Origin of the sequence: Lottiidibacillus patelloidae (genome assembly GCF_002262935.1) — a bacterium.
Taxonomy (GTDB): domain Bacteria; phylum Bacillota; class Bacilli; order Bacillales; family SA5d-4; genus Lottiidibacillus; species Lottiidibacillus patelloidae.
The window spans coordinates 1-21,893 of record NZ_NPIA01000009.1 but is presented as its reverse complement, the minus strand read 5'-3'; the positions used below and the strand labels follow the sequence as shown (position 1 = coordinate 21,893).

General features: G+C 36.2%; 23 protein-coding genes, 1 pseudogene and 1 riboswitch. Of the genes and pseudogenes, 18 read left to right on the top strand and 6 right to left on the bottom strand.

What is annotated here, in order from left to right:
- Positions 1-77: 77 nt before the first annotated feature.
- The 10 genes and pseudogenes from sufC (at position 78) to CIB95_RS14090 (ending at position 10,849) form a co-directional block, all read left to right on the top strand.
- On the top strand, positions 78-863 hold the full coding sequence (sufC, locus tag CIB95_RS14135; RefSeq protein WP_094926206.1) for a Fe-S cluster assembly ATPase SufC: 786 nt from the start codon (positions 78-80) through the stop codon (positions 861-863).
- A gap of 18 nt (positions 864-881) precedes the next feature.
- Positions 882-2,183: a Fe-S cluster assembly protein SufD gene (gene sufD / locus CIB95_RS14130; RefSeq protein WP_094926205.1), complete on the top strand. Its 1,302-nt coding sequence runs from the start codon at positions 882-884 to the stop codon at positions 2,181-2,183.
- Entirely contained in the window at positions 2,183-3,406 is a 1,224-nt protein-coding gene (locus tag CIB95_RS14125; RefSeq protein WP_094926203.1) for a cysteine desulfurase, read from the top strand. Before sufD ends, CIB95_RS14125 begins: the two co-directional genes overlap by 1 nt.
- A complete protein-coding gene (sufU, locus tag CIB95_RS14120) occupies positions 3,393-3,833 on the top strand; it encodes a Fe-S cluster assembly sulfur transfer protein SufU (protein WP_094926202.1) in 441 nt (146 codons plus the stop codon). The genes CIB95_RS14125 and sufU overlap by 14 nt, the downstream gene beginning before the upstream one ends.
- A gap of 46 nt (positions 3,834-3,879) precedes the next feature.
- The gene (gene sufB / locus CIB95_RS14115; RefSeq protein WP_094926200.1) at positions 3,880-5,277 is read left to right on the top strand and encodes a Fe-S cluster assembly protein SufB; all 1,398 of its coding nucleotides are present in this window, start codon (positions 3,880-3,882) and stop codon (positions 5,275-5,277) included.
- 100 nt (positions 5,278-5,377) lie between these two features.
- A pseudogene (locus CIB95_RS14110) lies at positions 5,378-6,226 on the top strand (DUF72 domain-containing protein).
- 20 nt (positions 6,227-6,246) lie between these two features.
- Positions 6,247-7,641: a bifunctional metallophosphatase/5'-nucleotidase gene (locus CIB95_RS14105; RefSeq protein WP_094926198.1), complete on the top strand. Its 1,395-nt coding sequence runs from the start codon at positions 6,247-6,249 to the stop codon at positions 7,639-7,641.
- A gap of 55 nt (positions 7,642-7,696) precedes the next feature.
- The gene (locus tag CIB95_RS14100) at positions 7,697-7,999 is read left to right on the top strand and encodes a YunC family protein (protein ID WP_094926197.1); all 303 of its coding nucleotides are present in this window, start codon (positions 7,697-7,699) and stop codon (positions 7,997-7,999) included.
- 157 nt (positions 8,000-8,156) lie between these two features.
- Positions 8,157-8,939, top strand: a complete 783-nt coding sequence (gene yunB, locus CIB95_RS14095; RefSeq protein ID WP_094926195.1) for a sporulation protein YunB — start codon at positions 8,157-8,159, stop codon at positions 8,937-8,939.
- Positions 8,940-9,018: 79 nt separating this feature from the next.
- Positions 9,019-9,201, top strand: a riboswitch (Lysine riboswitch).
- 130 nt (positions 9,202-9,331) lie between these two features.
- Positions 9,332-10,849, top strand: coding sequence for a Na+/H+ antiporter NhaC family protein (locus CIB95_RS14090; RefSeq protein ID WP_094926193.1), 1,518 nt, complete (start codon positions 9,332-9,334; stop codon positions 10,847-10,849).
- 48 nt (positions 10,850-10,897) lie between these two features.
- On the opposite strand, the gene CIB95_RS14085 is transcribed toward CIB95_RS14090, so the two are convergent.
- The gene (locus CIB95_RS14085) at positions 10,898-11,884 is read right to left on the bottom strand and encodes a M23 family metallopeptidase (protein ID WP_094926191.1); all 987 of its coding nucleotides are present in this window, start codon (positions 11,882-11,884) and stop codon (positions 10,898-10,900) included.
- Positions 11,885-12,053: 169 nt separating this feature from the next.
- Here CIB95_RS14085 and lipA point away from each other — a divergent pair, with 169 nt between their 5' ends.
- Positions 12,054-12,938 carry a lipoyl synthase gene (lipA, locus tag CIB95_RS14080; RefSeq protein WP_094926189.1) on the top strand — a complete coding sequence of 295 codons (885 nt, stop codon included), beginning with the start codon at positions 12,054-12,056 and terminating at the stop codon, positions 12,936-12,938.
- 42 nt (positions 12,939-12,980) lie between these two features.
- Here the strand turns inward: lipA and CIB95_RS14075 are convergent, their stop codons facing one another.
- Complete coding sequence (locus tag CIB95_RS14075) at positions 12,981-13,730, bottom strand: YhcN/YlaJ family sporulation lipoprotein (RefSeq protein WP_158217646.1); 750 nt, start codon at positions 13,728-13,730, stop codon at positions 12,981-12,983.
- Between the two features lie 106 nt (positions 13,731-13,836).
- Between CIB95_RS14075 and CIB95_RS14070 the strand changes: the two genes are divergently transcribed.
- Positions 13,837-14,163, top strand: coding sequence for a YutD family protein (locus CIB95_RS14070; RefSeq protein ID WP_094926186.1), 327 nt, complete (start codon positions 13,837-13,839; stop codon positions 14,161-14,163).
- 364 nt (positions 14,164-14,527) lie between these two features.
- Here CIB95_RS14070 and CIB95_RS14065 read toward each other — a convergent pair whose 3' ends face one another.
- Both CIB95_RS14065 and CIB95_RS14060 read right to left on the bottom strand, forming a co-directional pair.
- Entirely contained in the window at positions 14,528-14,803 is a 276-nt protein-coding gene (locus CIB95_RS14065; protein ID WP_094926184.1) for a cytosolic protein, read from the bottom strand.
- Positions 14,804-14,868: 65 nt separating this feature from the next.
- Positions 14,869-15,135 carry a DUF3055 domain-containing protein gene (locus CIB95_RS14060; protein WP_094926183.1) on the bottom strand — a complete coding sequence of 89 codons (267 nt, stop codon included), beginning with the start codon at positions 15,133-15,135 and terminating at the stop codon, positions 14,869-14,871.
- A 170-nt stretch (positions 15,136-15,305) separates the two neighbouring features.
- Here CIB95_RS14060 and CIB95_RS14055 point away from each other — a divergent pair, with 170 nt between their 5' ends.
- From CIB95_RS14055 to CIB95_RS14045, 3 genes are read left to right on the top strand one after another with little or no spacing between them, the layout of a single operon-like run.
- Positions 15,306-16,559: an EAL domain-containing protein gene (locus tag CIB95_RS14055; protein ID WP_094926181.1), complete on the top strand. Its 1,254-nt coding sequence runs from the start codon at positions 15,306-15,308 to the stop codon at positions 16,557-16,559.
- Positions 16,560-16,570: 11 nt separating this feature from the next.
- Positions 16,571-17,029, top strand: coding sequence for a DUF86 domain-containing protein (locus CIB95_RS14050; RefSeq protein WP_094926179.1), 459 nt, complete (start codon positions 16,571-16,573; stop codon positions 17,027-17,029).
- Positions 17,029-17,796, top strand: a complete 768-nt coding sequence (locus CIB95_RS14045; RefSeq protein ID WP_094926177.1) for a TIGR01457 family HAD-type hydrolase — start codon at positions 17,029-17,031, stop codon at positions 17,794-17,796. Before CIB95_RS14050 ends, CIB95_RS14045 begins: the two co-directional genes overlap by 1 nt.
- A gap of 393 nt (positions 17,797-18,189) precedes the next feature.
- Here the strand turns inward: CIB95_RS14045 and CIB95_RS14040 are convergent, their stop codons facing one another.
- Positions 18,190-18,699 carry a phosphatidylglycerophosphatase A family protein gene (locus CIB95_RS14040; RefSeq protein WP_094926175.1) on the bottom strand — a complete coding sequence of 170 codons (510 nt, stop codon included), beginning with the start codon at positions 18,697-18,699 and terminating at the stop codon, positions 18,190-18,192.
- Positions 18,700-18,854: 155 nt separating this feature from the next.
- Between CIB95_RS14040 and yutH the strand changes: the two genes are divergently transcribed.
- Both yutH and CIB95_RS14030 read left to right on the top strand, forming a co-directional pair.
- Positions 18,855-19,865 (top strand): spore coat putative kinase YutH, encoded by a 1,011-nt coding sequence (yutH, locus tag CIB95_RS14035; RefSeq protein WP_094926173.1) that lies wholly within the window; start codon positions 18,855-18,857, stop codon positions 19,863-19,865.
- A 20-nt stretch (positions 19,866-19,885) separates the two neighbouring features.
- The gene (locus CIB95_RS14030) at positions 19,886-20,851 is read left to right on the top strand and encodes a 2-hydroxyacid dehydrogenase (protein ID WP_094926172.1); all 966 of its coding nucleotides are present in this window, start codon (positions 19,886-19,888) and stop codon (positions 20,849-20,851) included.
- Positions 20,852-20,890: 39 nt separating this feature from the next.
- Here CIB95_RS14030 and CIB95_RS14025 read toward each other — a convergent pair whose 3' ends face one another.
- Positions 20,891-21,175, bottom strand: a complete 285-nt coding sequence (locus CIB95_RS14025) for a NifU family protein (protein ID WP_233144151.1) — start codon at positions 21,173-21,175, stop codon at positions 20,891-20,893.
- Between the two features lie 62 nt (positions 21,176-21,237).
- Between CIB95_RS14025 and CIB95_RS14020 the strand changes: the two genes are divergently transcribed.
- Positions 21,238-21,558, top strand: coding sequence for a YuzD family protein (locus CIB95_RS14020; protein ID WP_094926170.1), 321 nt, complete (start codon positions 21,238-21,240; stop codon positions 21,556-21,558).
- The last annotated feature ends 335 nt before the right edge of the window (positions 21,559-21,893 follow it).

Here is a 21,893-nt window from a genome sequence, read left to right as displayed (position 1 = left end):
GAATGAGAATAGATTGAGAATGGACAAATAGGAAATCTATTTAAAATAATGTATAAAGATGTTATGGAGGTATTGGAATGACAACACCACATTTAAAGATTGAAGATCTTCATGTTTCAATTGATGGTAAAGAAATTATTAAAGGATTTAATTTAGAAATAAAAGGTGGAGAAATCCATGCAATCATGGGGCCTAACGGTACAGGTAAATCTACGTTAGCTTCAGCGATTATGGGTCACCCACGTTATGAAGTTACTTCAGGTAAAGTATTCGTTGATGGCGAAGATATCTTAGAAATGGAAGTAGATGAGCGTGCAAAAGCTGGTCTATTTTTAGCAATGCAATATCCAAGTGAAGTTTCAGGTGTAACTAATGCTGACTTCTTGCGTTCTTCAATTAACGCACGTCGCGAAGAAGGCGATGAAATTTCATTAATGAAGTTTATCCGTAAAATGGATGAGAAAATGGCTGAATTAGAAATGGATGAGTCTTTTTCACAACGTTATTTAAATGAAGGATTTTCAGGTGGAGAAAAGAAGCGTAATGAAATTCTTCAAATGATGATGATTGAGCCGAAGTTTGCAATTTTAGATGAAATTGACTCTGGTTTAGATATCGATGCATTAAAATTAGTTTCAAATGGAGTAAATGCTATGCGTGGCAATGACTTCGGTTGCTTAATTATTACTCACTATCAACGTTTATTAAACTACATTACTCCTGACCACGTTCATGTAATGATGCAAGGTCGTATTGTTAAATCTGGTGGTGCAGAATTAGCACATCGTTTAGAAGCAGAAGGATACGATTGGGTGAAAGAAGAACTCGGCATTGAAGATGAAACAGTAGGACAAGAAGCGTAAGCGGTAAGGAGGATTATTATGTCATTAGATACAAAAAATCAATACGACGCAGCATACGTTTCGGAGCTTTCAAAGAAGAACAATGAGCCGAGCTGGCTAACTGATCTCCGAGATCGTGGTATTCAAGGAGCGGAAACACTTCCACTACCTAAACCGGAAAAAACTAAAATAGATAATTGGAATTTCACACAATTTAACCATGATATCAAAAGCGCAACAGTTAGTTCACTATCTGAGCTTCCTACAGATATTCAAGGGTTAATTGGTGAAGAAAATGAAAGTACAAATGTACTTGTTCATCGTGATACAACACTTTCTTATTCGAACGTGTCAAAAACAATTCAGGATAAAGGTGTTATCTTTACAAGTCTAGCAGAAGCTGTTCAGAACCATGGAGAACTTGTACAAAAGTACTTAATGGATGGCGTAAAAGTCGATGAGAATAAATTGACTGCGCTCCATGCAGCATTAATGAATGGTGGAACATTCCTATATGTTCCTAAAAATGTTGAAGTAGATGTACCACTTCAAGCTATTTACAGTATTGAAACAGATGGCGCTGGATTATTTAATCATGTCATTATTGTTGCTGAAGCTAATAGCTCTGTAACTTATATTGAAAACTACACTTCAAATGCAGATACATCTGCTGTAGCAAACATTATCGCTGAGGTTTATGCAGGAGACAATGCCCGCGTATTATTCGGAGCGGTTGATACATTCGGCAAAGATGTTACTGCTTTAATTTATCGTCGTGGAATCGTTAGTCGTGACGGTAGAATTGAATGGGCTCTTGGGCAAATGAATGACGGCAACACTATTTCTGATAATACAATTCATTTACACGGTGATGGATCACATACAGATACTAAAACAGTTACTGTAGGTCGTGGTGAACAAAAGCAAAACTTTACTTCACAAGTATTCCATTACGGTAAAAATTCTGATAGTAACATCTTAAACCATGGTGTTATGAAGGATTCAGCTAGTTCGATATACAATGGTATTACTAAAATCGAGCATGGTGCACAAAAAGCGAATGGAGAACAAACGCAACGTGTACTAATGTTAAGTGAAAAAGCTCGTGGAGATGCAAACCCAATTTTACTAATTGACGAAGATGACGTAACAGCAGGTCACGCAGCTTCTGTAGGTAGAGTGGATGAAATGCAACTTTATTACTTAATGAGCCGTGGGATTAGCAAAAATGATGCAGAACGTTTAATTATTCGTGGATTCCTTGCACCAGTTGTAAAAGAACTTGCAATCGATTCAGTTCGTGAACGACTAGTGGAAGTAATCGAAAGGAAAGTTAAGTAATGGATGTTAAACAAATTCGCAAGCATTTTCCCATCTTAGATCAAGAGGTTAACGGAAAACCACTTGTATACTTAGACAGCGCTGCGACTTCACAAAAGCCAATTGAGGTTATTGATGCCATTTCAAATTATTATAAGAAATATAATTCTAATGTACACCGTGGTGTGCATACATTAGGAACATTAGCTACAGATGGCTATGAAGGTGCCCGTGAAAAGGTTCGAAAGTTCATTAATGCTAATGCTACTGAAGAAATTATCTTTACTCGCGGTACGACAACAGCTTTAAATATTGTTGCCCAAAGCTATGGGAAAGGAAATCTTTCTGAAGGTGACGAAATTGTCATTACCCCGATGGAACACCATAGTAACATTATTCCATGGCAACAAGTGGCAAGGGCTACTGGTGCGACGTTAAAATATATCCCTCTACAAAAAGATGGAACAATTGCTTTACCAGATGTGGAAGCTACTGTAACAGAAAAGACAAAAATTGTTTCAGTAATGCATGTTTCCAATGTATTAGGTTGTATTAACCCGATTAAAGATATTGCTGCAATTGCCCATAAAAATGGTGCTGTAATGGTTGTAGACGGAGCGCAAAGCACGCCACATATGAAGATTGATGTACAAGATTTAGATTGTGACTTCTTCGCGTTATCAGGGCATAAAATGGGTGCGCCGACAGGTATTGGGGCACTCTATGGGAAAAAGAAGCTTTTAGAAGCGATGGAACCAGTTGAATTTGGTGGAGAAATGATTGACTTTGTAGGATTACAAGAGTCAACTTGGAAAGAGTTACCTTGGAAGTTTGAAGGTGGAACACCAATTATCGCTGGTGCAATCGGACTTGGAGCGGCAATAGACTTTTTAGAGCAAGTAGGCTTAGATGCTATTGCCAAACATGAACATCATTTAGCAAACTATGCGATTGAACGACTATCTACAATTGATGGGTTTGAATATTACGGGCCGAAAGAACGTGCCGGTCTTGTGACATTTAACTTAGATGATGTCCATCCTCATGATGTTGCAACAGTACTAGATGCTGAAGGTATAGCTGTTAGAGCAGGGCACCATTGTGCTCAACCACTAATGAAGTGGTTAAACGTAACTGCCACTGCAAGGGCAAGCTTTTACTTATACAACACAGAGGAAGAGGTTGACACATTAGTTGAAAACCTCATAAAAACAAAGGAGTATTTCGGTCATGTCTTTGAATAATAATTTAGATACATTGTATCGCCAAGTGATAATGGATCATTACAAAAATCCTCGTAACCGTGGAAAAATCGGTGAAGATGGAGTTTCTATAGAAATGAATAATCCAACTTGTGGAGATCGTATCGAGCTACAACTTAAAGTAGAAGACGGGAAAATTACCGATGCGAAATTTGAAGGTGAAGGTTGTTCCATTAGCTTATCGTCTGCATCAATGATGACTCAAGCAGTAAAAGGGAAAACAGTAGAAGAGGCTTTAGCCTTATCTGATATATTCTCGAACATGATGCTTGGAAAAGATTATAATGATGATATAGACCTTGGTGATATTGAAGCTTTACAAGGCGTAGCCAAATTCCCCGCTCGAATTAAATGCGCAACGTTAGCTTGGAAAGCAATGGAAAAAGGTATTGATACGAACGAAGAATAATGTAGATAAGAGAACTTTCTCTTAATACAATTAGGAGGGAATTAGCATGGCGAAAAAAATGCCTGAAATCGGAGATTATAAATATGGCTTTCATGATAAAGACGTATCTATATTCCGTTCTAAAAAAGGTTTAACGAAAGAAATCGTTGAAGAAATTTCTAGAATGAAAGCTGAGCCACAATGGATGCTCGACTTCCGTTTAAAATCATTAGAACTATTTTATAAAATGCCTATGCCTCAATGGGGCGGCGATATGGCTGAATTAAATTTTGATGAAATTACGTATTACGTAAAGCCGTCAGAGCGTTCAGAGAAATCATGGGATGAAGTTCCGGATGAAATTAAACGTACGTTTGACAAACTTGGAATTCCTGAAGCTGAGCAAAAGTATTTAGCTGGTGTATCAGCACAGTATGAATCTGAAGTTGTTTATCATAACATGAAACAAGACTTAACAGACTTAGGTATCGTTTTTAAAGATACTGACACTGCACTAAAAGAAAACGAAGAGATTTTCAAAGAACATTTTGGAACAGTTATTCCTCCAGCGGATAACAAATTCTCAGCGTTAAATTCAGCAGTTTGGTCAGGTGGATCATTCATTTACGTACCAAAAGGTATTAAGTGTGATACACCATTACAAGCATACTTCCGTATTAACTCAGAGAACATGGGGCAATTTGAGCGTACGCTAATTATTGCTGATGAAGGTTCTTCTGTACACTACGTAGAAGGATGTACAGCACCAGTTTATACGACAAACTCTCTGCACAGTGCAGTAGTAGAAATCGTAATTAAAAAGGATGCTTATTGCCGTTATACAACAATTCAAAACTGGGCGAACAACGTATTTAACTTAGTGACAAAGCGTGCAGTTTGTGAAGAAAATGCAACAATGGAATGGATTGATGGTAACATCGGTTCTAAATTAACAATGAAATATCCAGCGGTAATCCTAAAAGGTCGCGGAGCTCGTGGTTTAACGTTATCCATTGCATTAGCTGGTAAAGGACAACACCAAGATGCTGGAGCGAAAATGATTCACTTAGCACCAGATACGTCTTCAACAATTGTTTCTAAATCAATTTCGAAGCATGGTGGTAAAGTTACTTATCGTGGTATCGTTCACTTTGGTCGTAAAGCGGAAGGTGCACGTTCAAACGTTGAGTGCGATACGTTAATTATGGATAATGAGTCTACTTCAGATACAATTCCTTACAATGAGATTTTCAATGACAATATCTCACTTGAACATGAGGCTAAAGTATCGAAAGTATCAGAAGAGCAGTTATTCTACTTAATGAGCCGTGGTATTTCAGAGCAAGAAGCAACTGAAATGATCGTAATGGGCTTCATTGAGCCATTCACTCGTGAATTACCTATGGAATATGCAGTTGAAATGAACCGTCTAATCAAGTTCGAGATGGAAGGTTCTATCGGATAATAGCAAAGTTAAAAGAGTGAAAACGTCAAACGTTTTCACTCTTTTCTTTTTCTGTATATAATATAGGAAGATATATACATAATATGAAGGATGTTTTTCGATGAGTATTTTTATAGGAGTTACAGGATGGGGCGACCATGATGATTTATATCCGAAAGGTCTCCCACCACGTGATAAATTAAATACATATGCGGGACATTTTCCGATAGTAGAAATTGATGCATCATTTTATGCTATCCAACCAGTAAGGAACTACGAAAGATGGGTTAATGAAACACCTGACAACTTTAAGTTTATCGCTAAAGTATATCAAGGGATGACTGAACATATGTGAGGGGATATACCCTTTTCATCAAAAGAGGAAATGGTGAATGCCTATCGGCAATCAATTCAGCCTTTAGTTGATAGTGGAAAGCTAGCAATGATATTATTTCAATTTCCACCATGGTTTGATTGTCAAAAGAAAAATGTTGATACATTAAAATTTTATAAAAAAGCTTTACACGACTTGCCATTAGCACTTAAATTTCGCAATCAATCATGGTTTACCCCAAAGTATTATGACCGTACACTCGCTTTTATGGAAGAGGCAGGGTGGATTCATAGCATATGTGATGAACCGCAAGCCGGCAAGGGTTCCATCCCTACTGTTTTACACCCTACAAATAAAGAAAAAACACTTATTCGCTTCCATGGACGTAATGTTCACGGTTGGAATAGTAGTGGACAAGAGAATTGGCGAGAAGTACGGTTTTTATATCGCTACAATGAAGAAGAACTTCTAAAATGGAAAGAAAACATCTTGCAATTGCAAAAGAAATCGAAAGACATTTACATTGTATTTAACAATAATTCTGGCGGCGATGCTGCTGACAATGCCAAAGAACTTATCGATATGTTAAATATTGAATATGAAGGCTTAGCGCCAAGGCAATTAGATTTGTTTTAGCATAGAGGAGAAGGGTAAACATGCATAAACTCCATATTTTTCATACGAATGATATTCATAGTCAATTTAATAACTGGCCAAAGATTGCTTACGTTTTAAAAGGAAAACGCAGTTACTTTGAAGAAAACGATGAAGATGTATTAGTTTTTGATATTGGTGATTTTATTGATCGTTCACACCCAATCGCTGAAGCAACACTAGGGAAAGATAATGTATCTTTATTAAATGATGCTGGCTATGACGCAGTAACGATCGGGAACAATGAAGGTATTACACTTAGTAAAGAAGCACTTTTCACTTTATATGATGATGCAAATTTTTCTGTTTTATTAGGGAATGTAAAGACGAGTGAAAACATGCCTTTACCTAACACTACTACCTATACAATTCACACTACAAAACAAAATGTAAAGGTTGCTGTTATTGGCTTAACAGCACCTTATTACCTTTTTTATGAATTGCTTGGGATGAAAGTTATCGATCCAATTAATGCATTGACGGAATTGTTACACGAGCTAGAAGATAAAGCGGACGCTTTTATACTTCTATCCCATTTAGGTTTAGACGAAGATCGTAAAATAGCTGCTCAGTTTCCAAAAATCGATCTGATTTTAGGTGCACATACACATCAACTTTTAGAAACAGGAGAACGCGTCAATGAAACGTTAATTACACAATGTGGGAAACACGGTAGCTTTGTCGGACATGTGACATTAACTATAGATGAAAAGACAAAATCGATTCAACAAAAAAAAGCTTCTGTAATTGATGTAACGGAGTACAAAGTAAATAAGCTCGCAAATGACTTATTGCAGAAACTACTTGAGAAAAGTTCCAAGGAACTAAATGAGCCAATTCTTCAGTTAAACAATGATTTATCACTCGATTGGTATGCCGATAATCCTTTTGCTGATCTTTTGGCACATGCATTAAAAGATTGGTGTAACGGTGATATAGCCATGGTTAATGCAGGAGTACTATTAGAACCATTATCGAAAGGTGTCGTGTCTGCCGCAGATTTACATCGTATTTGTCCACATCCTATTAATCCATGTAATGTAAGATTAACTGGATATGAATTAAAGGAAGTTATTGCTCAAGCAAGAACGTCTAGAATGGAAAACTTAGAAGTAAAAGGTCTTGGTTTCCGCGGGAAAGTAATGGGGAGAATGGCATTTTCAGGAGTCGATGTTAAAACGGAAGTTCTTGCGGATGGACAGAGCCATATAACAGATATCCTCGTAGAAGGAGAACCAATTGATTATAAAAGGATATATACATTATCTACGATTGATATGTTTACATTTGGGCGACTATATCCTGAAATACGTCATGCGAAACATAAAAAGTATTTTATGCCGGAACTATTAAGAGATGTTTTAGAATGGGCGTTGAAAAACGTAGTTGATAAGTAACGATTTTCCCTTTCTCTCATAAGTTGATAAGAGAGAAAGGAGCGTGGAAGGAAGCATGATTCAATTAAGTCCTCTTGTCATTGAGGGACAGCAGTTTAATGCAATCACTGTAAAATTACCAAAGACAAACTTCATGGCGGTAACAAATGATAAAGGTTACATTATGTGTGGTGCATTAGATGTTGGCTTATTAAATGAAAAGTTGAAAGATCGAGGAATTATTGCAGGGCGTGCTGTTGGCGTACGGACAATCGAGCAGTTACTTGAAGCGCCGCTAGAATCGGTAACTTATAAAGCTGAAGAACTAGGCATAACAGTTGGAATGAAAGGAAAAGACGCTCTTTTAAAAATGGTGTAATTAAATAAAACAACATAGAAGGAGCCTGAGGAAATTCTCAGGCTTTTTTTGATAACTAGATCTTTGATTGATTTTGAATGACCGTTACAAAATTTTTAGGATTAGCCATAATCTCGTCTTATCCCTCATACATATAGCATGTAGAGGAGGGATAAGCTTGAGACGCTTTGGTAAGCCTCAGCGGGGACCGATCCCGTTTCGTTATGTATTTATTTTTACGTGTGTCGTTTTTATTTTATTAACTGCACAAGGAATATGGCTAATAGAAAAAGGTATAAAGCCAACATTAATCAGAGTAGCAGAATCTCGGATTAATCAGATTGCAACAGCAGCGATTAATGATGCTATCAGTAAGCAGGTTGCTGATGGTATTGATACAGCAGAGTTAACGGTAGTATCAACTGACAATGAAGGAATGATCACGTCGATAGACTGGAACACGACTGCTTTTCAACGGGTTTTATCAGAAGCAACCATTCGTGTGCAAAATAACTTAAAACGAGTTGAGAATGGAGAGTTAGACCAATTAGGAGTTGCAGATGATGTTGATATAGAAACTACTGGACCACGTCCAAAAGGAATTGTTTACGAAATACCTCTTGGTCAAGCTACAAATAACTCATTACTAGCAAACTTAGGTCCAAGAATTCCTGTTCAGTTCACTCCAATTGGAAGTGTGGATACAGATTTATATGCAAAGCTTACTGAATATGGTATTAATAATGTTTATGTCGAAATATTCGTTCATATTGAAGTGAAAGTTAAAATAGTCATTCCGTTTGCAACGAAAGAAACAAAAGTAACGACAGATATACCAGTCGGTATGCGTATTGTTTCAGGGCGTGTACCACAATTTTATAACAACGGCTCTAATAGTGGTTCACCAAGTTTGCCTGGAGTTATTATTGACACAGAAAAAGAAAAAGAAAAAGATGAGTAATAATTGTTAAACATTTCTATTGCTTTTTATTAATACTCTATGTAAACTTAAAACTAATTGAATAAAGGCCTTATCATCTTGATGAGGTAGAGGCGCAATGAAAATGAGTAAGTGATGTGAGAATGACAACGATGATCATCACGGAAAGGTTTCTTTGCCGAAGTGAGTTAGTGGTCCACACTACCTTTGCTGGGGTTGCATTGAACAAGTGCAACACTGTCATTACTAAGTTAAGTGTTAGTAATGATGCACTACTGATCAGATGGAGGATAACGACGTTACAAAAGGTAATGGATAGTTATTTTCTATCTTTACCTTTTTTATTTTTGCCAAAAAAGCGTAGTACCCTTCATACATCACGATCAGATACAAATTTTTTAGGGGGAAGAAACATGGAAGGAACAATTTTTTCATTAGTACCACCAGTTATTGCAATAGTGATGGCTGTCATTACGAGAAGAGTTTTACTATCACTAGGATCAGGGGTAGTTGCAGGTCTTTTATTAGTAAAAGATTTTAGTGTAATCGAAGGAGTTAAATATGTTTACGATTTAGCATATGCAATCTTAACAGACACTTGGTATTTATATATCTTATTATTCCTGTTATTATTAGGAATTATCTCGGCACTTATTACAATTTCTGGAGGAGCTCGAGCATTCGGAGATTGGGCAATGGAACGTGTGAAAACACGCCGAGGTGCAAAACTTTTAACAATATTCTTAGGGTTAATAATCTTTATCGATGATTATTTTAATTCATTAACAGTCGGGAATGTAGTTCGACCTTTAACTGACAAGCATAAAATTTCTAGAGCAAAATTAGCTTATTTCGTCGATTCTACGGCAGCACCAATCTGTATTGTAACACCTATTTCAAGCTGGGGTGCAGTTATTATCGGTACAATTGGTGGTGTATTAACAACGCAAGGCTTAACAGATATTAAAGCATTTTCAGCATTTATTGAAATGATTCCAATGAACTTTTATTTCATTTATGCAATTTTGTTTGTATTTGCAGTAGCAATTTTTAATTTAAATATCGGACCTATGAAAAAGCATGAAGAAAAAGCACTGAATGAAGGAATCATGTTTGACGCTTCAAAAGCTGACGCACCTAGGCCGCAAGAAGAGGTAAATCAAAACGGGCGTGTCTTTCATTTATTACTGCCATTTGGTTCTTTAATTGTTACTACACTATTAGCAATGATTTGGACAGGGATTAATGCTATAGAAGAAGGTCCAATTACTGCGTTAAACGTTGCAGAAAATATTGATGTTACTGGTTCATTACTGTTTGGAGGCTTAGTTAGTACAATTCTAACTGTTATTTTATTACTTGTTACTGATAATAAAGTCGATAAGGTTGGTAAAGGATTATATACTGGAATTTTATCAATGCTTCCTACTTCAATCATTCTAATTTTTGCGTGGATTTTAGTGACAATAATTAGTGACTTAAGTACTGGAGAATATTTATCAGGGCTTGTAAGTAAAACTTCATTAAATATTGCTTATTTACCAGTCATCGTGTTCCTTTTAGCAGGAGTAATGGCATTTTCAACAGGTACATCTTGGGGAACTTTTGCGATTATGTTACCAATTGCAGGAGAAATTGCTGGAGCGACAAATATAGAATTAATCCTCCCAATGCTTGCTGCTGTGTTGGCAGGTTCAGTATTTGGAGATCACGCTTCACCAATTTCAGATACAACAATTCTCTCATCAACAGGAGCAGGTAGTCCGCTTATTGACCATGTTGTTACGCAACTTCCATATGCATTAATGGTTGCGGCAATTTCGATGGTCGGATACATCGTTTTAGGATTCACAGCATCAGTAATGCTAGCACTTGCAATTTCATTCGCGGTATTTATCTTTACTGTTCTTATCCTACGAAAACTCAGTTAATAACAAAAGGTATCCAGAGCATTGTGTGTGCTCTGAATACCTTTTTTATTATCTTCTTGATCTACGTTCCATTCGCTCCCATGATCGTAAATATGGATAAGGATCAAAAGACCATTCACTTATCCCATTGTCACGATACGTACCATAGTGGAGGTGTGGAGGGAATTTCCCTTGTGTTCCTGGCTTTCCATATCCGGAACTACCAACATAACCAATGACATCACCTGGTTTCACTATTTTTCCAACTTCAAGTCCTTTTTCAAAGCCACTTAAGTGAGCAAAGTAATGATACACATTGTTCATATCACGAATACCAACTCGCCAACCACCAAATTTGTTCCAACCTTTCATTTCAATAAAACCGTGTGTTGTAGCGCGAACTGGAACACCGTAGCCAGCAAAAATATCTGTACCCTCGTGTATTCTTAAGCCACCAAACCCGCGACGATCGCCCCAAGTACTGCGGTAGCTATAATTCGCATGAAGTGGGAGAGGAAAGCGGCGTTCATCAAATGAGATTTTTCCAGTTTGATTAATAATATTTGCAAAGCCAACAATCATACTTACAGTCTTATCTCGCTGATAAAAATCCCATAAGCCAATTTTTATATCCTCTTCATTTGCACCATAAGCTTGTAAAAAATAGGCAAATGTGTAAAGAACGTCTTCATTGTTTGTACGATCGGCTTTTCCATCTCCATTTCCATCCATTCCAACTCCACCAAATAATTGAATTGAAAATGGATCTGTATCCTCTTGGTTAGGATTTAGTGCACCAGCCCATTCGTCTGGTGAGTAATAAATACTAATGCCTTCTTTTATATCTGGTATATCTCTTCGAGAGTTTCGAACATTTCGCTCATACCGATCGACTGCGGCTAAATAATACCACGGAACCGCAGTGAATGCTCCTACTGTTTTATAAAGTTGAAGGCGTAGCTTATCATCCTCTTCCTCTGCAAAGGACGGAGAAGGTATGCAAGGAATAGCAACTAGCAAAAAAGCAAGCAATAATATCCATGTTCTATATAGCAAGGCGAATTCTCCCTTCAATGTCTCATACGTATTTATAGTTTGTGGTAGAAATAAAAAATCATTATGGTTAAAAATTGGAAAAACGCAATCTATTTGTTGTAATTAGCTGTTTATGTTACAGTTATGAGTGGAAATCATTATTCGCTTATACGTAATGGAGTGATTTATTATGGCTAAAAAAGAAGAACATTTGCGTAAACCTGATTGGCTTAAAATCAAATTAAATACGAATAAAAATTACACTGACTTAAAGAAAATGATGCGTGAAAAGAATTTACATACAGTTTGTGAAGAAGCAAGATGTCCGAACATTCATGAATGCTGGGCAGTTAGAAAAACTGCTACATTTATGATTTTAGGAGATGTTTGTACTCGCGCATGTCGCTTTTGTGCTGTTAAAACCGGTCTTCCGACAGAGCTAGATTTACAAGAACCGGAACGTGTTGCCGACTCAGTTAAATTAATGGATTTAAAACATGCCGTAATTACTGCAGTTGCACGTGATGATTTAAAAGATGGCGGTGCACAAGTATTTGCTGAAACTGTCCGAGCAATCCGTAGAAAGTTACCTACATGTTCGATTGAAGTATTACCTTCAGACATGCATGGTAAAATTGAAAATTTACAAATGCTAATGGATGCAAAACCAGATATTATGAACCATAATATTGAAACAGTGAAGCGATTAACACCTAGAGTGCGTGCACGTGCAACATATGAGAGATCATTAGAGTTTTTACGTCGTGCAAAAGAAATGGACCCAACAATTCCTACAAAATCAAGCCTTATGATTGGTCTTGGTGAAACAAAAGAAGAAATTATTGAAACAATGGATGATTTACGTGCAAATGATGTCGACATCATGACTATTGGTCAATACTTACAGCCGACTAAAAAGCATATTAAAGTTCAAAAATATTATCATCCTGATGAATTCCAAGAATTAAAAGAAATTGCTCTTTCTAAAGGGTTTAAACATTGTGAATCAGGTCCACTCGTTCGTTCTTCGTATCATGCTGATGAACAAGTCGGCGCTGCCCAACAAAATATGTAAGAAAAACCAGACTCCTAAAGAGTCTGGTTTTTGTTAACAAAATTAGTTATTAGTGTTTTGAGGTATATCGTTATACCCTTTATTTTTATCTGTCATACCAGGATAATATCTATCCATATCCATATAGCCATTATCGGTATTTCCTTGGTCTTCATCCATTTCATACATGCTTCTGTTATTTGCATCACGGTTATCATCCATATCTCGACCTTGTGGGGCTTTTAACATGGATTTTATGACAGTTTGAAGATAGCCGTCGATATTTTTAGTTGATGCATCAAGCTGAGAATAACTTTCAATTTCTTTAATCATCCCAGGCTCGTCGGAAACGTATACGTGGTACCATCCTGGTAGGTACGATAGACCAGTTAACTTTACTTGGTCAGCAACTAAGAAACGGTCTACTTCACCTTCTGTTTCATATGCAACTAATACTTCCTCATCGGTAACAAGTGTTGCAGCATCAGTTACATTTGGGAGTAAAGTGGCCATTTTACTTATCGCATAAGCGGCTTTTTCTCGGTCAATGATAAATGGAATAACATTTTCTGCGTTATTTTCATTGGCGATAGGGCTTTTTTGCACCCTTACATAACCAAAACGCGCATTATCCTTGTCTTCCATGCTGGTAATATTAATTGGATTGTAATCCTCATTACGGTCATCTACAGAAACTAATCCATCACCAGTGTCATGGTAAGCACTCTCGTTGGCATCTAAAAAGTTTGCATTACAGCCAGCGATTAAAAGGACGGAAGATAAACCAAATAGTTTTAATGCACCATATTTCAATATAATCCCTCCTCCTCTTTAGGTTTTCCACAAAAATAATCCTTTAACGTGCAAAATATTGGCAGGAGATATGATAAAATAGAAATGAACGATGAGGTGATAAGAGATGATTCAAATAAACGGTACTACATATGAAATAATTAACGATTACCGTGATGGTTGGAAAGAAGAAGATTTTCAAAAAAGATACTCCGATATTTTAAATAAGTATGATTATATAGTTGGTGACTGGGGTTATAATCAGCTTCGCTTACGTGGTTTTTATGAAAATGAAAACAAAAATTCTACTTATGAGAATAAGAAAAATGCAATCGGTGAGTACATTTATGAGTACTGTAATTTTGGTTGTCCTTATTTTGTTTTGAAGAAAATTGGCAAAGCAGATACTAAAGAAACGACAATTGAAGAGACAGAAGAAAAAGCCCAACCGTAAAAAATATAGACGGTAGGGCTTTCTGTTTAAGCAAAGGTTATACGTTGCTGAGCGGCCTCGCTTTTCTTAGCTGATCCAGCTTCAGCTCCCAACGCCTACAATTCTTCACACTTTTTATTTACGATAAGTCAACATCAATCAGTGAAGTGATGTCTAGAAAAGGCTCCTATCAACTTGTGAACTTCATGCTACTCACTTACGATAAGTCAACATCAACTCGAACTTCTCTTTGTGTTTCCTTTATCTCATTCGTAGCATTCCAGTTCCATCGTTGATGATCAGTCGCCTTTCCTTTTCGATGTTTCCTTTATCTCAAACAAAGTGCTCCAGAATTTATGGCGCTAAGCGGGAGCTTCAGCTTTTCTTATTTCGAAGTATATGGTGGTTCTTCATTTTTTTCAGGGTCATCGTGCGTCGGGTGCGCACCAGGAAATTTTCTTGGGATGTCTTGATGGAGTGATTTAAATTCATAGTTAAAGGCACTGTAATAACGTTGCCCTTCTTCCCAAGGCGTACTTTTTCCTAGCTTTTCATTTCTCGGTGATCCATAAGGACCTTCAGGTAAATCCTCTGGTAATATATAGTTTCGCATATCCTCAACATTAGAAAAGTCTGTATATTCTTTTGTTTCTTTTGGCATAAAAAAACACCTCCATCGATACCATTAGTTTCTCGACAGAGGCATTTACCTATGCAATTATGCTATTAACAAATTTCTTCCAAGAATGAACGCAATTCTTCCGCATCTTCTTCACTCAATTGATAAGCATGTTCTAAATAACCAGGCTCTTCTAAATCATCACGGCCAATAATTGCAAAGCGACCACCTTGGATATCAAGTACTAAACGTTTACCATAATGACGTGTTGATTCAACAATTGCTAAGTCAAATCGATGATTGTCCCCCATAAAACTTACATACCTTACTTTGTTTTGTTCCTCTTCATCATATAGAAAAAATAGTTCCGACATTTTATATTCATTCCTCTCGAATTTACCTAATAAATAATTGTTACTTTATCCATGATAGCAAAAAAACATGAAAGCATAAAACTAAATTAACTATGTAATGCCGATTTATTTATAGGATGTGGTAAAATGAAATACGATTAAGTAATTATATCCTTTTTGGAGTGAATATTTTGCAACAACTGAAGCACTACTTAAATATATTTAAAAGTAAAAATTCTTTACGCTTTTTTCCGCCTAATTTCCAATTCCGCAATATAAGTGAAGAAGTAGTCAAATCTACATTCAAACAGAAGCAAAACGTTGTAGCCGTTGTATTTAATGTCCACAGTAATAATGATTTAACTGTTGATGAAATAATTGAAGAACAATTGCTAGCAATGAATAAAGAATTCATAGATGTTTTTAGTGGAATCATTAAGCGACACTTTACAGAAGATGAAATTTTATATGTAAATAGTGCTTGTGGCAGTGACTTCCTTTTATTATTAAGAGTAAATGCCCCGCAAACATTTCTAATTGAAGTAGATGAACGCTTAAATAAATTAAGTGAAATAATAAAAAATATAACTGGTTATGATTTACAACCAGGATTTATGTTTGTCGAACAAAGTAATGATATTAATGCTTCAATACAAAAAGCATATAGTCAAGCAAGATTAATTGCTTTAAAAAGAGTAAGTTCAGAGTACTCGGAAATGAATTTTGAAATAAATGATCTTATTTCCAAGAAAAATATAGAACTTCTCGCTCAACCAATAATAAACATTCAAACTGACACGATCCATGCATGGGAAATTTTAACGAGAGGTCCAGAACGCGGAGAGTTAACTAACCCGCTTAAGCTTTTCACAATAGCTAAACAAATGAACCTTTTATATGAGCTAGAGTTGATTGTATTAGAAAAATCTTTCCAACAAGTTATTGATAAAAATTGTAGAGAATCGGTATTTATAAACCTTATTCCAATTACTTTAGGAGACGATAGGTTTTATAAGGACGTCATGAATTTATTTAAGAAGTATTCAAATATTAAACCAGAACAATTCGTGTTTGAAATTACAGAGCGTGAGTCAATCGATGTAGTCCCTAATTTACTTACTAATGTGAAGCAATTAAGAAAAGAAGGCTTTCGCTTCGCTGTTGATGATACTGGTGCTGGGTATGCCAGTTTGCACACGATTTCTGAAATAATGCCAGATATTATTAAAATCGATCGGTCAGTCATTGAAAATATTGACTCGAATAAAATTAAAGAAACAATGTTAAAGGGACTTCTAGGGATAGCAAAAGAACTTCAAGCAATTGTCGTTGCTGAAGGTATTGAAACAAAAGCCGAGGCAGCTGTCTTAAAAAGAAATAATGTGCCTTTAGCCCAAGGTTTTTATTATGCAAGACCAAATAAAATGCCTAATATGTCAACGTAGGAGGAAAAGCTTTGTACTTTGTTGATCGAAAGAAAATTGAAGAAAGTTTACTTTACATTGAAGAGATTAATCAAGTGATTGATGGCAAAAAAGAGTGGAATGCAAACATTGAAAAATTAGCAATTGAACGAGCGGTTCATATGATAATTGAGGCAATCATTGATGTAGGTAACGCGATGATTGATGGTTTTATTATGCGTGACCCAGGTAGTTATGAAGATATTGTAGAAATTCTCCGTGACGAGTCAGTTGTATCAAGTGATGCATCTGATCATTTAAAAGAACTTATTTCATTACGGAAAGAGCTCATTTATGGTTATCATGGCATTAACCACGAGAAGCTTATAACTACTTTAAGCAAGGTTAAACAGGCGTTGACAGATTTTCCTGTCGATGTAAGAAGATATTTAACGGATGAACTCGGTCCAGTTTCTGCTTTTATTCCTGATGCAAATGGAGGCAAAGAATAATGCCATATAAAGCATATCTCATAGATTTAGATGGAACGATGTATTTAGGGGAACAACAAATAGAAGCAGCATCAGACTTTGTAAAGCTAATCAAAGAACGTAATTTACCATTGTTATTTGTGACAAACAATTCTTCGGCTAAACCTGAAAATGTCGCTAAAAAGCTTAATGATTTTGATATTCCAGCATTAGAGCAAGAAGTGCTTACGTCTAGTATGGCAGCTGCTAGCTACATTGCCGATCAAAAACAGGGCGCTTCTGTCTATATGATAGGTGAAGAAGGGCTTGAGCATGCATTAACTGCGAAGGGACTTGTATTCGATGATGAAAACCCTGATTTCGTAGTTATGGGAATTGATCGCGAAGTGACGTATGAGAAATTTGCGAAAGCATGTTTAGCGGTTAGAAAAGGAGCAACTTTCCTTTCAACAAATCCTGATGCAGCTTTACCAACAGAGCGAGGATTTTTACCGGGTAATGGCTCACTTACATCAGTAGTTCATTATTCAACAGGAGTAACTCCTACTTACATTGGAAAACCGGAAGCTATAATGATTGAGCAGGCATTAAAACAACTAAACGTACGAAAAGAAGAAGCGATCATGGTTGGCGATAATTATGCGACAGATATTATGGCTGGTATAAATGCAGGAGTAGATACACTGTTAGTTTATACAGGTGTAACGACAAAAGAACATTTAAGTAGTGTAGAAAAAATGCCAACGTTTGAAATTCAATCGTTAAATGAATGGAAGTTTGATGAATAGACAGAACAAAAAGCCCCTTCCATGAAGGGGCTTTATTTTTTTGAATGTTTTAGTTTTAATAGCGCTAAGCGGGAGCTTCAGCTTTTCTTCAATGATCCAGCTTCGACTCCTAGCGACTAGTTAACTTCATACTTCTCATTTACGATAAGTCAACATCGGTTCGCTTAGCTCACCGTGTTTCCTTTATCTCAATCGAAGTATTCCAGTTCATACGTCGCTGAACAGTCGTCTCAGCTTTTCTTAGCTGATCCAGCTTCAGCTCCCAGCGCATACAATTCTTCACACTTTTTATTTACGATAAGTCAACATCAACTCGAACTTCTCGTTGTGTTTCCTTTATCTCAAACAAAGTGTTCCAAAATTTATGGCGCTAAGCGGGAGCTTCAGCTTTTCTTATAACATTTCATCTCGCTCTGTTCCGAGGCGATGAGCTAGCCTACTTGAAGCAGCAGCAGCAATTGCTCCAACAATGTCATCTAAAAATGTATGACATTTACCAGAGTTTTTGTCATTCAGTTTTTCTAAGATGCCTGGCTTCAATTTATCGATATAACCGTAGTTTGTAAAACCAATAGATCCATACACATTGACAATCGATAAAGCAATTATTTCGTCGACACCATACAAACTTTCATCTCTTGCTAAAATACTTTGTAACGGCTCTTCTAATTTATTATTCTCGGCTAAAATATCAAGTTGAATACCGGTTAAGATAGCATTTTGCACTTCACGTTTTGAAATTACTCGTTCCACGTTTTCTTTACAAGTCTCAATATCTAACTCGGGATGATATTTCACTTGTAAAAAATATACTAAATCAGCAATATCATCTATGCTTACACCACGCTCTTCTAACCATTCCCTAGCTTTCGAATCAATTAACGTTACTTTCTTTTCTTCCATTTATTTTTCACCTATCTTTATTTGACTTGTATTTATCTTATGCAAACGAATATATGATGGAAACTATCCATATATTTTCATAAGGTAATTAGATTTATGTACCATAATTTTATTTTGTGTAGAGATTATGCTTCTATTCGTTAGGAGGAAATTTAATGCTTGAAAGAATCTTATATGAGCAATATAAATTGCATTGTGAAAAGCGTATCAAAGTAGGTAATTACGATGGATTTGTTGCCAATGGTAATTCGTATATAGTAGCACCAATTGCGCCATTAGGTGGAAAAGAAATGACGGAGCTAACACAGTATATGCATTTGCTTTATAATCGAGGTGATAGTAGCTTTGCACCTATAGAGCGGACAATAAGAGGTCAATTATTTTTTGCTGGTGAAGAGACTTACTATGCCGTATTACGTTTACCAGAGAAAAGAAATCGAATGGATGACCTGAGCATAGGGAGAGAATTGGGCATTTTTCACAAACGTACAATTGGCTATCCTTATGCTAAGACTTCATTAAATTACTACTTAAGTTGGAAAACGTTTTGGCTACGCCGTATGGAGCAATTGGAAAATTGGTACGAAGAGTGTAAGAAGGAATCATCTAAAGGTGATATGGATAATATTTTCATTGAAACATTTCCATATGTTTTAGGATTAACAGAAAATGCATTGCAATACATTGCTGAAATTGAGAGAGAGGAAGGGGTATCAAATTTCCCACCTCCTACAATATGTCATGAGCGTTTTTCAGCGGATACTTGGAATTGCGGAGGCAATTACGTAAAACTGCCTACAAAATGGATTGTAGACCAACCTACGAGAGATATTGCTGAATTTATCCGAAAAGATATGTATAAGGAGAATGGAATAAAAAATAATTGTTTACGTTTTATTAATGATTATGAAAAACAAATGCCATTATCAAAAGCTGCTTGGCGTTTTTTATATGCTCGATTATTGTTTCCGGTAGATTACTATCAATATATTGAAGGATATTATAGTGCAACAACGAATGAAACTAAACAGAAGTATGCTTCATTACTTCGAGAAAATTTATCTGAAATGGTAAACTATGAAAGAAATCTTATGTCTTTTTATGATGACGTTGGTTTGCCGTCGGAACAATTACAAATACCAATTATTGAATGGATGAAAAGCTAAAAGTTGAGGTGAACATTACGTTGGAAAAACCGTTTGTCTATATTACGAGAAAACTACCAGAAGAGTTATTAGAGCCATTAAAACAAGTTGCAACAATTGAAATGTGGCCGCATGACGATCAACCAATACCATATGACAAGCTGAAAGAGAAGGCAAAAAAAGCGAGTGGCTTGCTCACAATGCTTTCAGACCAAATTGATGCAAGTCTACTCGAAGCCTCACCTCATTTAAAAGTTGTCGCAAACATGGCCGTTGGGTATGACAACATTGACGTTGCAGCTGCGAAAAAAAATGATATTACAGTGTGCAATACACCGGATGTCCTTACAAATTCAACGGCAGAATTAACTTTTGCCTTAATGCTTGCTACTGCAAGGAGAATTTGTGAAGCTGAACAATATGTAAAAGAGGGCAAGTGGATAAATTGGAGTCCATTTTTACTAGCAGGACAAGATTTATTTAGAAAAAAACTTGGTATTGTTGGAATGGGAAGAATTGGACAAGCTGTAGCTAAACGGGCAAAAGGCTTTGACATGGATATTTATTATCATAATCGATCACGAAATGAACATGCAGAAGCGGAATATGGTGCAACTTATTTATCCTTTCATGATCTTATTTCTTCATGCGACTATATTATTTGCTTAACACCTTTAACTTCAGAAACGGTAAAGTTATTTAATGCAACTGTGTTTAAGGAAATGAAAGACACAGCAATTTTTATTAATGTTTCCCGCGGTGCTGTTGTTGATGAAGCAGCTCTTTATGAGGCATTAGTTAATAAAGAAATTGCAGGGGCAGGACTAGATGTCTTCGAAAAAGAGCCTATACAAACAACACATCCATTATTATCTTTAAAAAATGTAGTTGCACTACCGCATATTGGCTCTGCCTCAGTTGCAACTAGATGGAAAATGGGGGAGTTAGCTGTTGAAAATATCTTAGCAGTATTGCAAGGAAGTAAAGGAAAAACGATAGTGGAATAAAAAATCCCTTCCTAATTAAAGATTAGGAAGGGATTATTATTAGAATACTTGTTCTACTTCTTTAATTCCAGGAATTTCTTCAAGAAGTGCACGTTCAATACCAGCTTTTAAAGTGATTGTTGAACTTGGACAGCTTCCACAAGCACCTAATAAACGTAATTTTACAATGCCATCTTCAATATCTACTAGCTCTACGTCGCCCCCGTCACGTAGAAGGAAAGGACGGAGCTTATCTAACACTTCTGCTACTTGTTCTTTCATGGTTAAATCGACTCCTTTCATATTGTTATTATAAGCGTTAAGTGAAAAAAAATCTATTGTCATGCTTAATATTTATGTATGATGGAAGTATAAGTTCTAATGAATTGAATTGGGAGTGAGTTTGTTTGAAGAAAGAAGTCGAAGTCATCGTTTATGGTGCTAATCAACTGTGTCCTAGTTGTATTCATCTACCTTCATCTAAAGAAACTTATGAGTGGCTTGAGGCAGCATTAAAAAGGAAATATCCAGAGCAACCTTTTACCATTCGCTACGTTGATTTTACTAATCCAGAAATGGACAAGGATAAGGAGTTTTCGGAAAGGATTGTTGAAGAAGATTTATTTTATCCTGTCGTTACAGTTGAAGGAGAAATTGTTGGAGAAGGTAATCCGCGTTTAAAAACAATTTATAAAGAAATGGAGCAATATGGTTACGAGGCAAAGTAAAACCCGATTTCGTTAAACGAAATCGGGTTTCTTTTTTTACACCGTTAACCAATTGCTTCAGCTTTTCTAAGTTGATCCAGCTGCGGCTCACAGCGACTAGAAACCTATAGACTTTTCACTTTCGATAAGTCAACATCGATTCGCATAGCTTCTCGTGTTTCCTTTATCTTAGTTCAAAGTGTTATAAGGTTTTACGTCGCTGAACGTTCGCCTCGCTTTTCTTAGCTGATCCAGCATCAGCTCCCAACGCCTACAATTCTTCACACTTTTTATTTACGATAAGTCAACATCAACTCGTAATACTCGTTGTGTTTCCTTTATCTCAAACAAAGTGC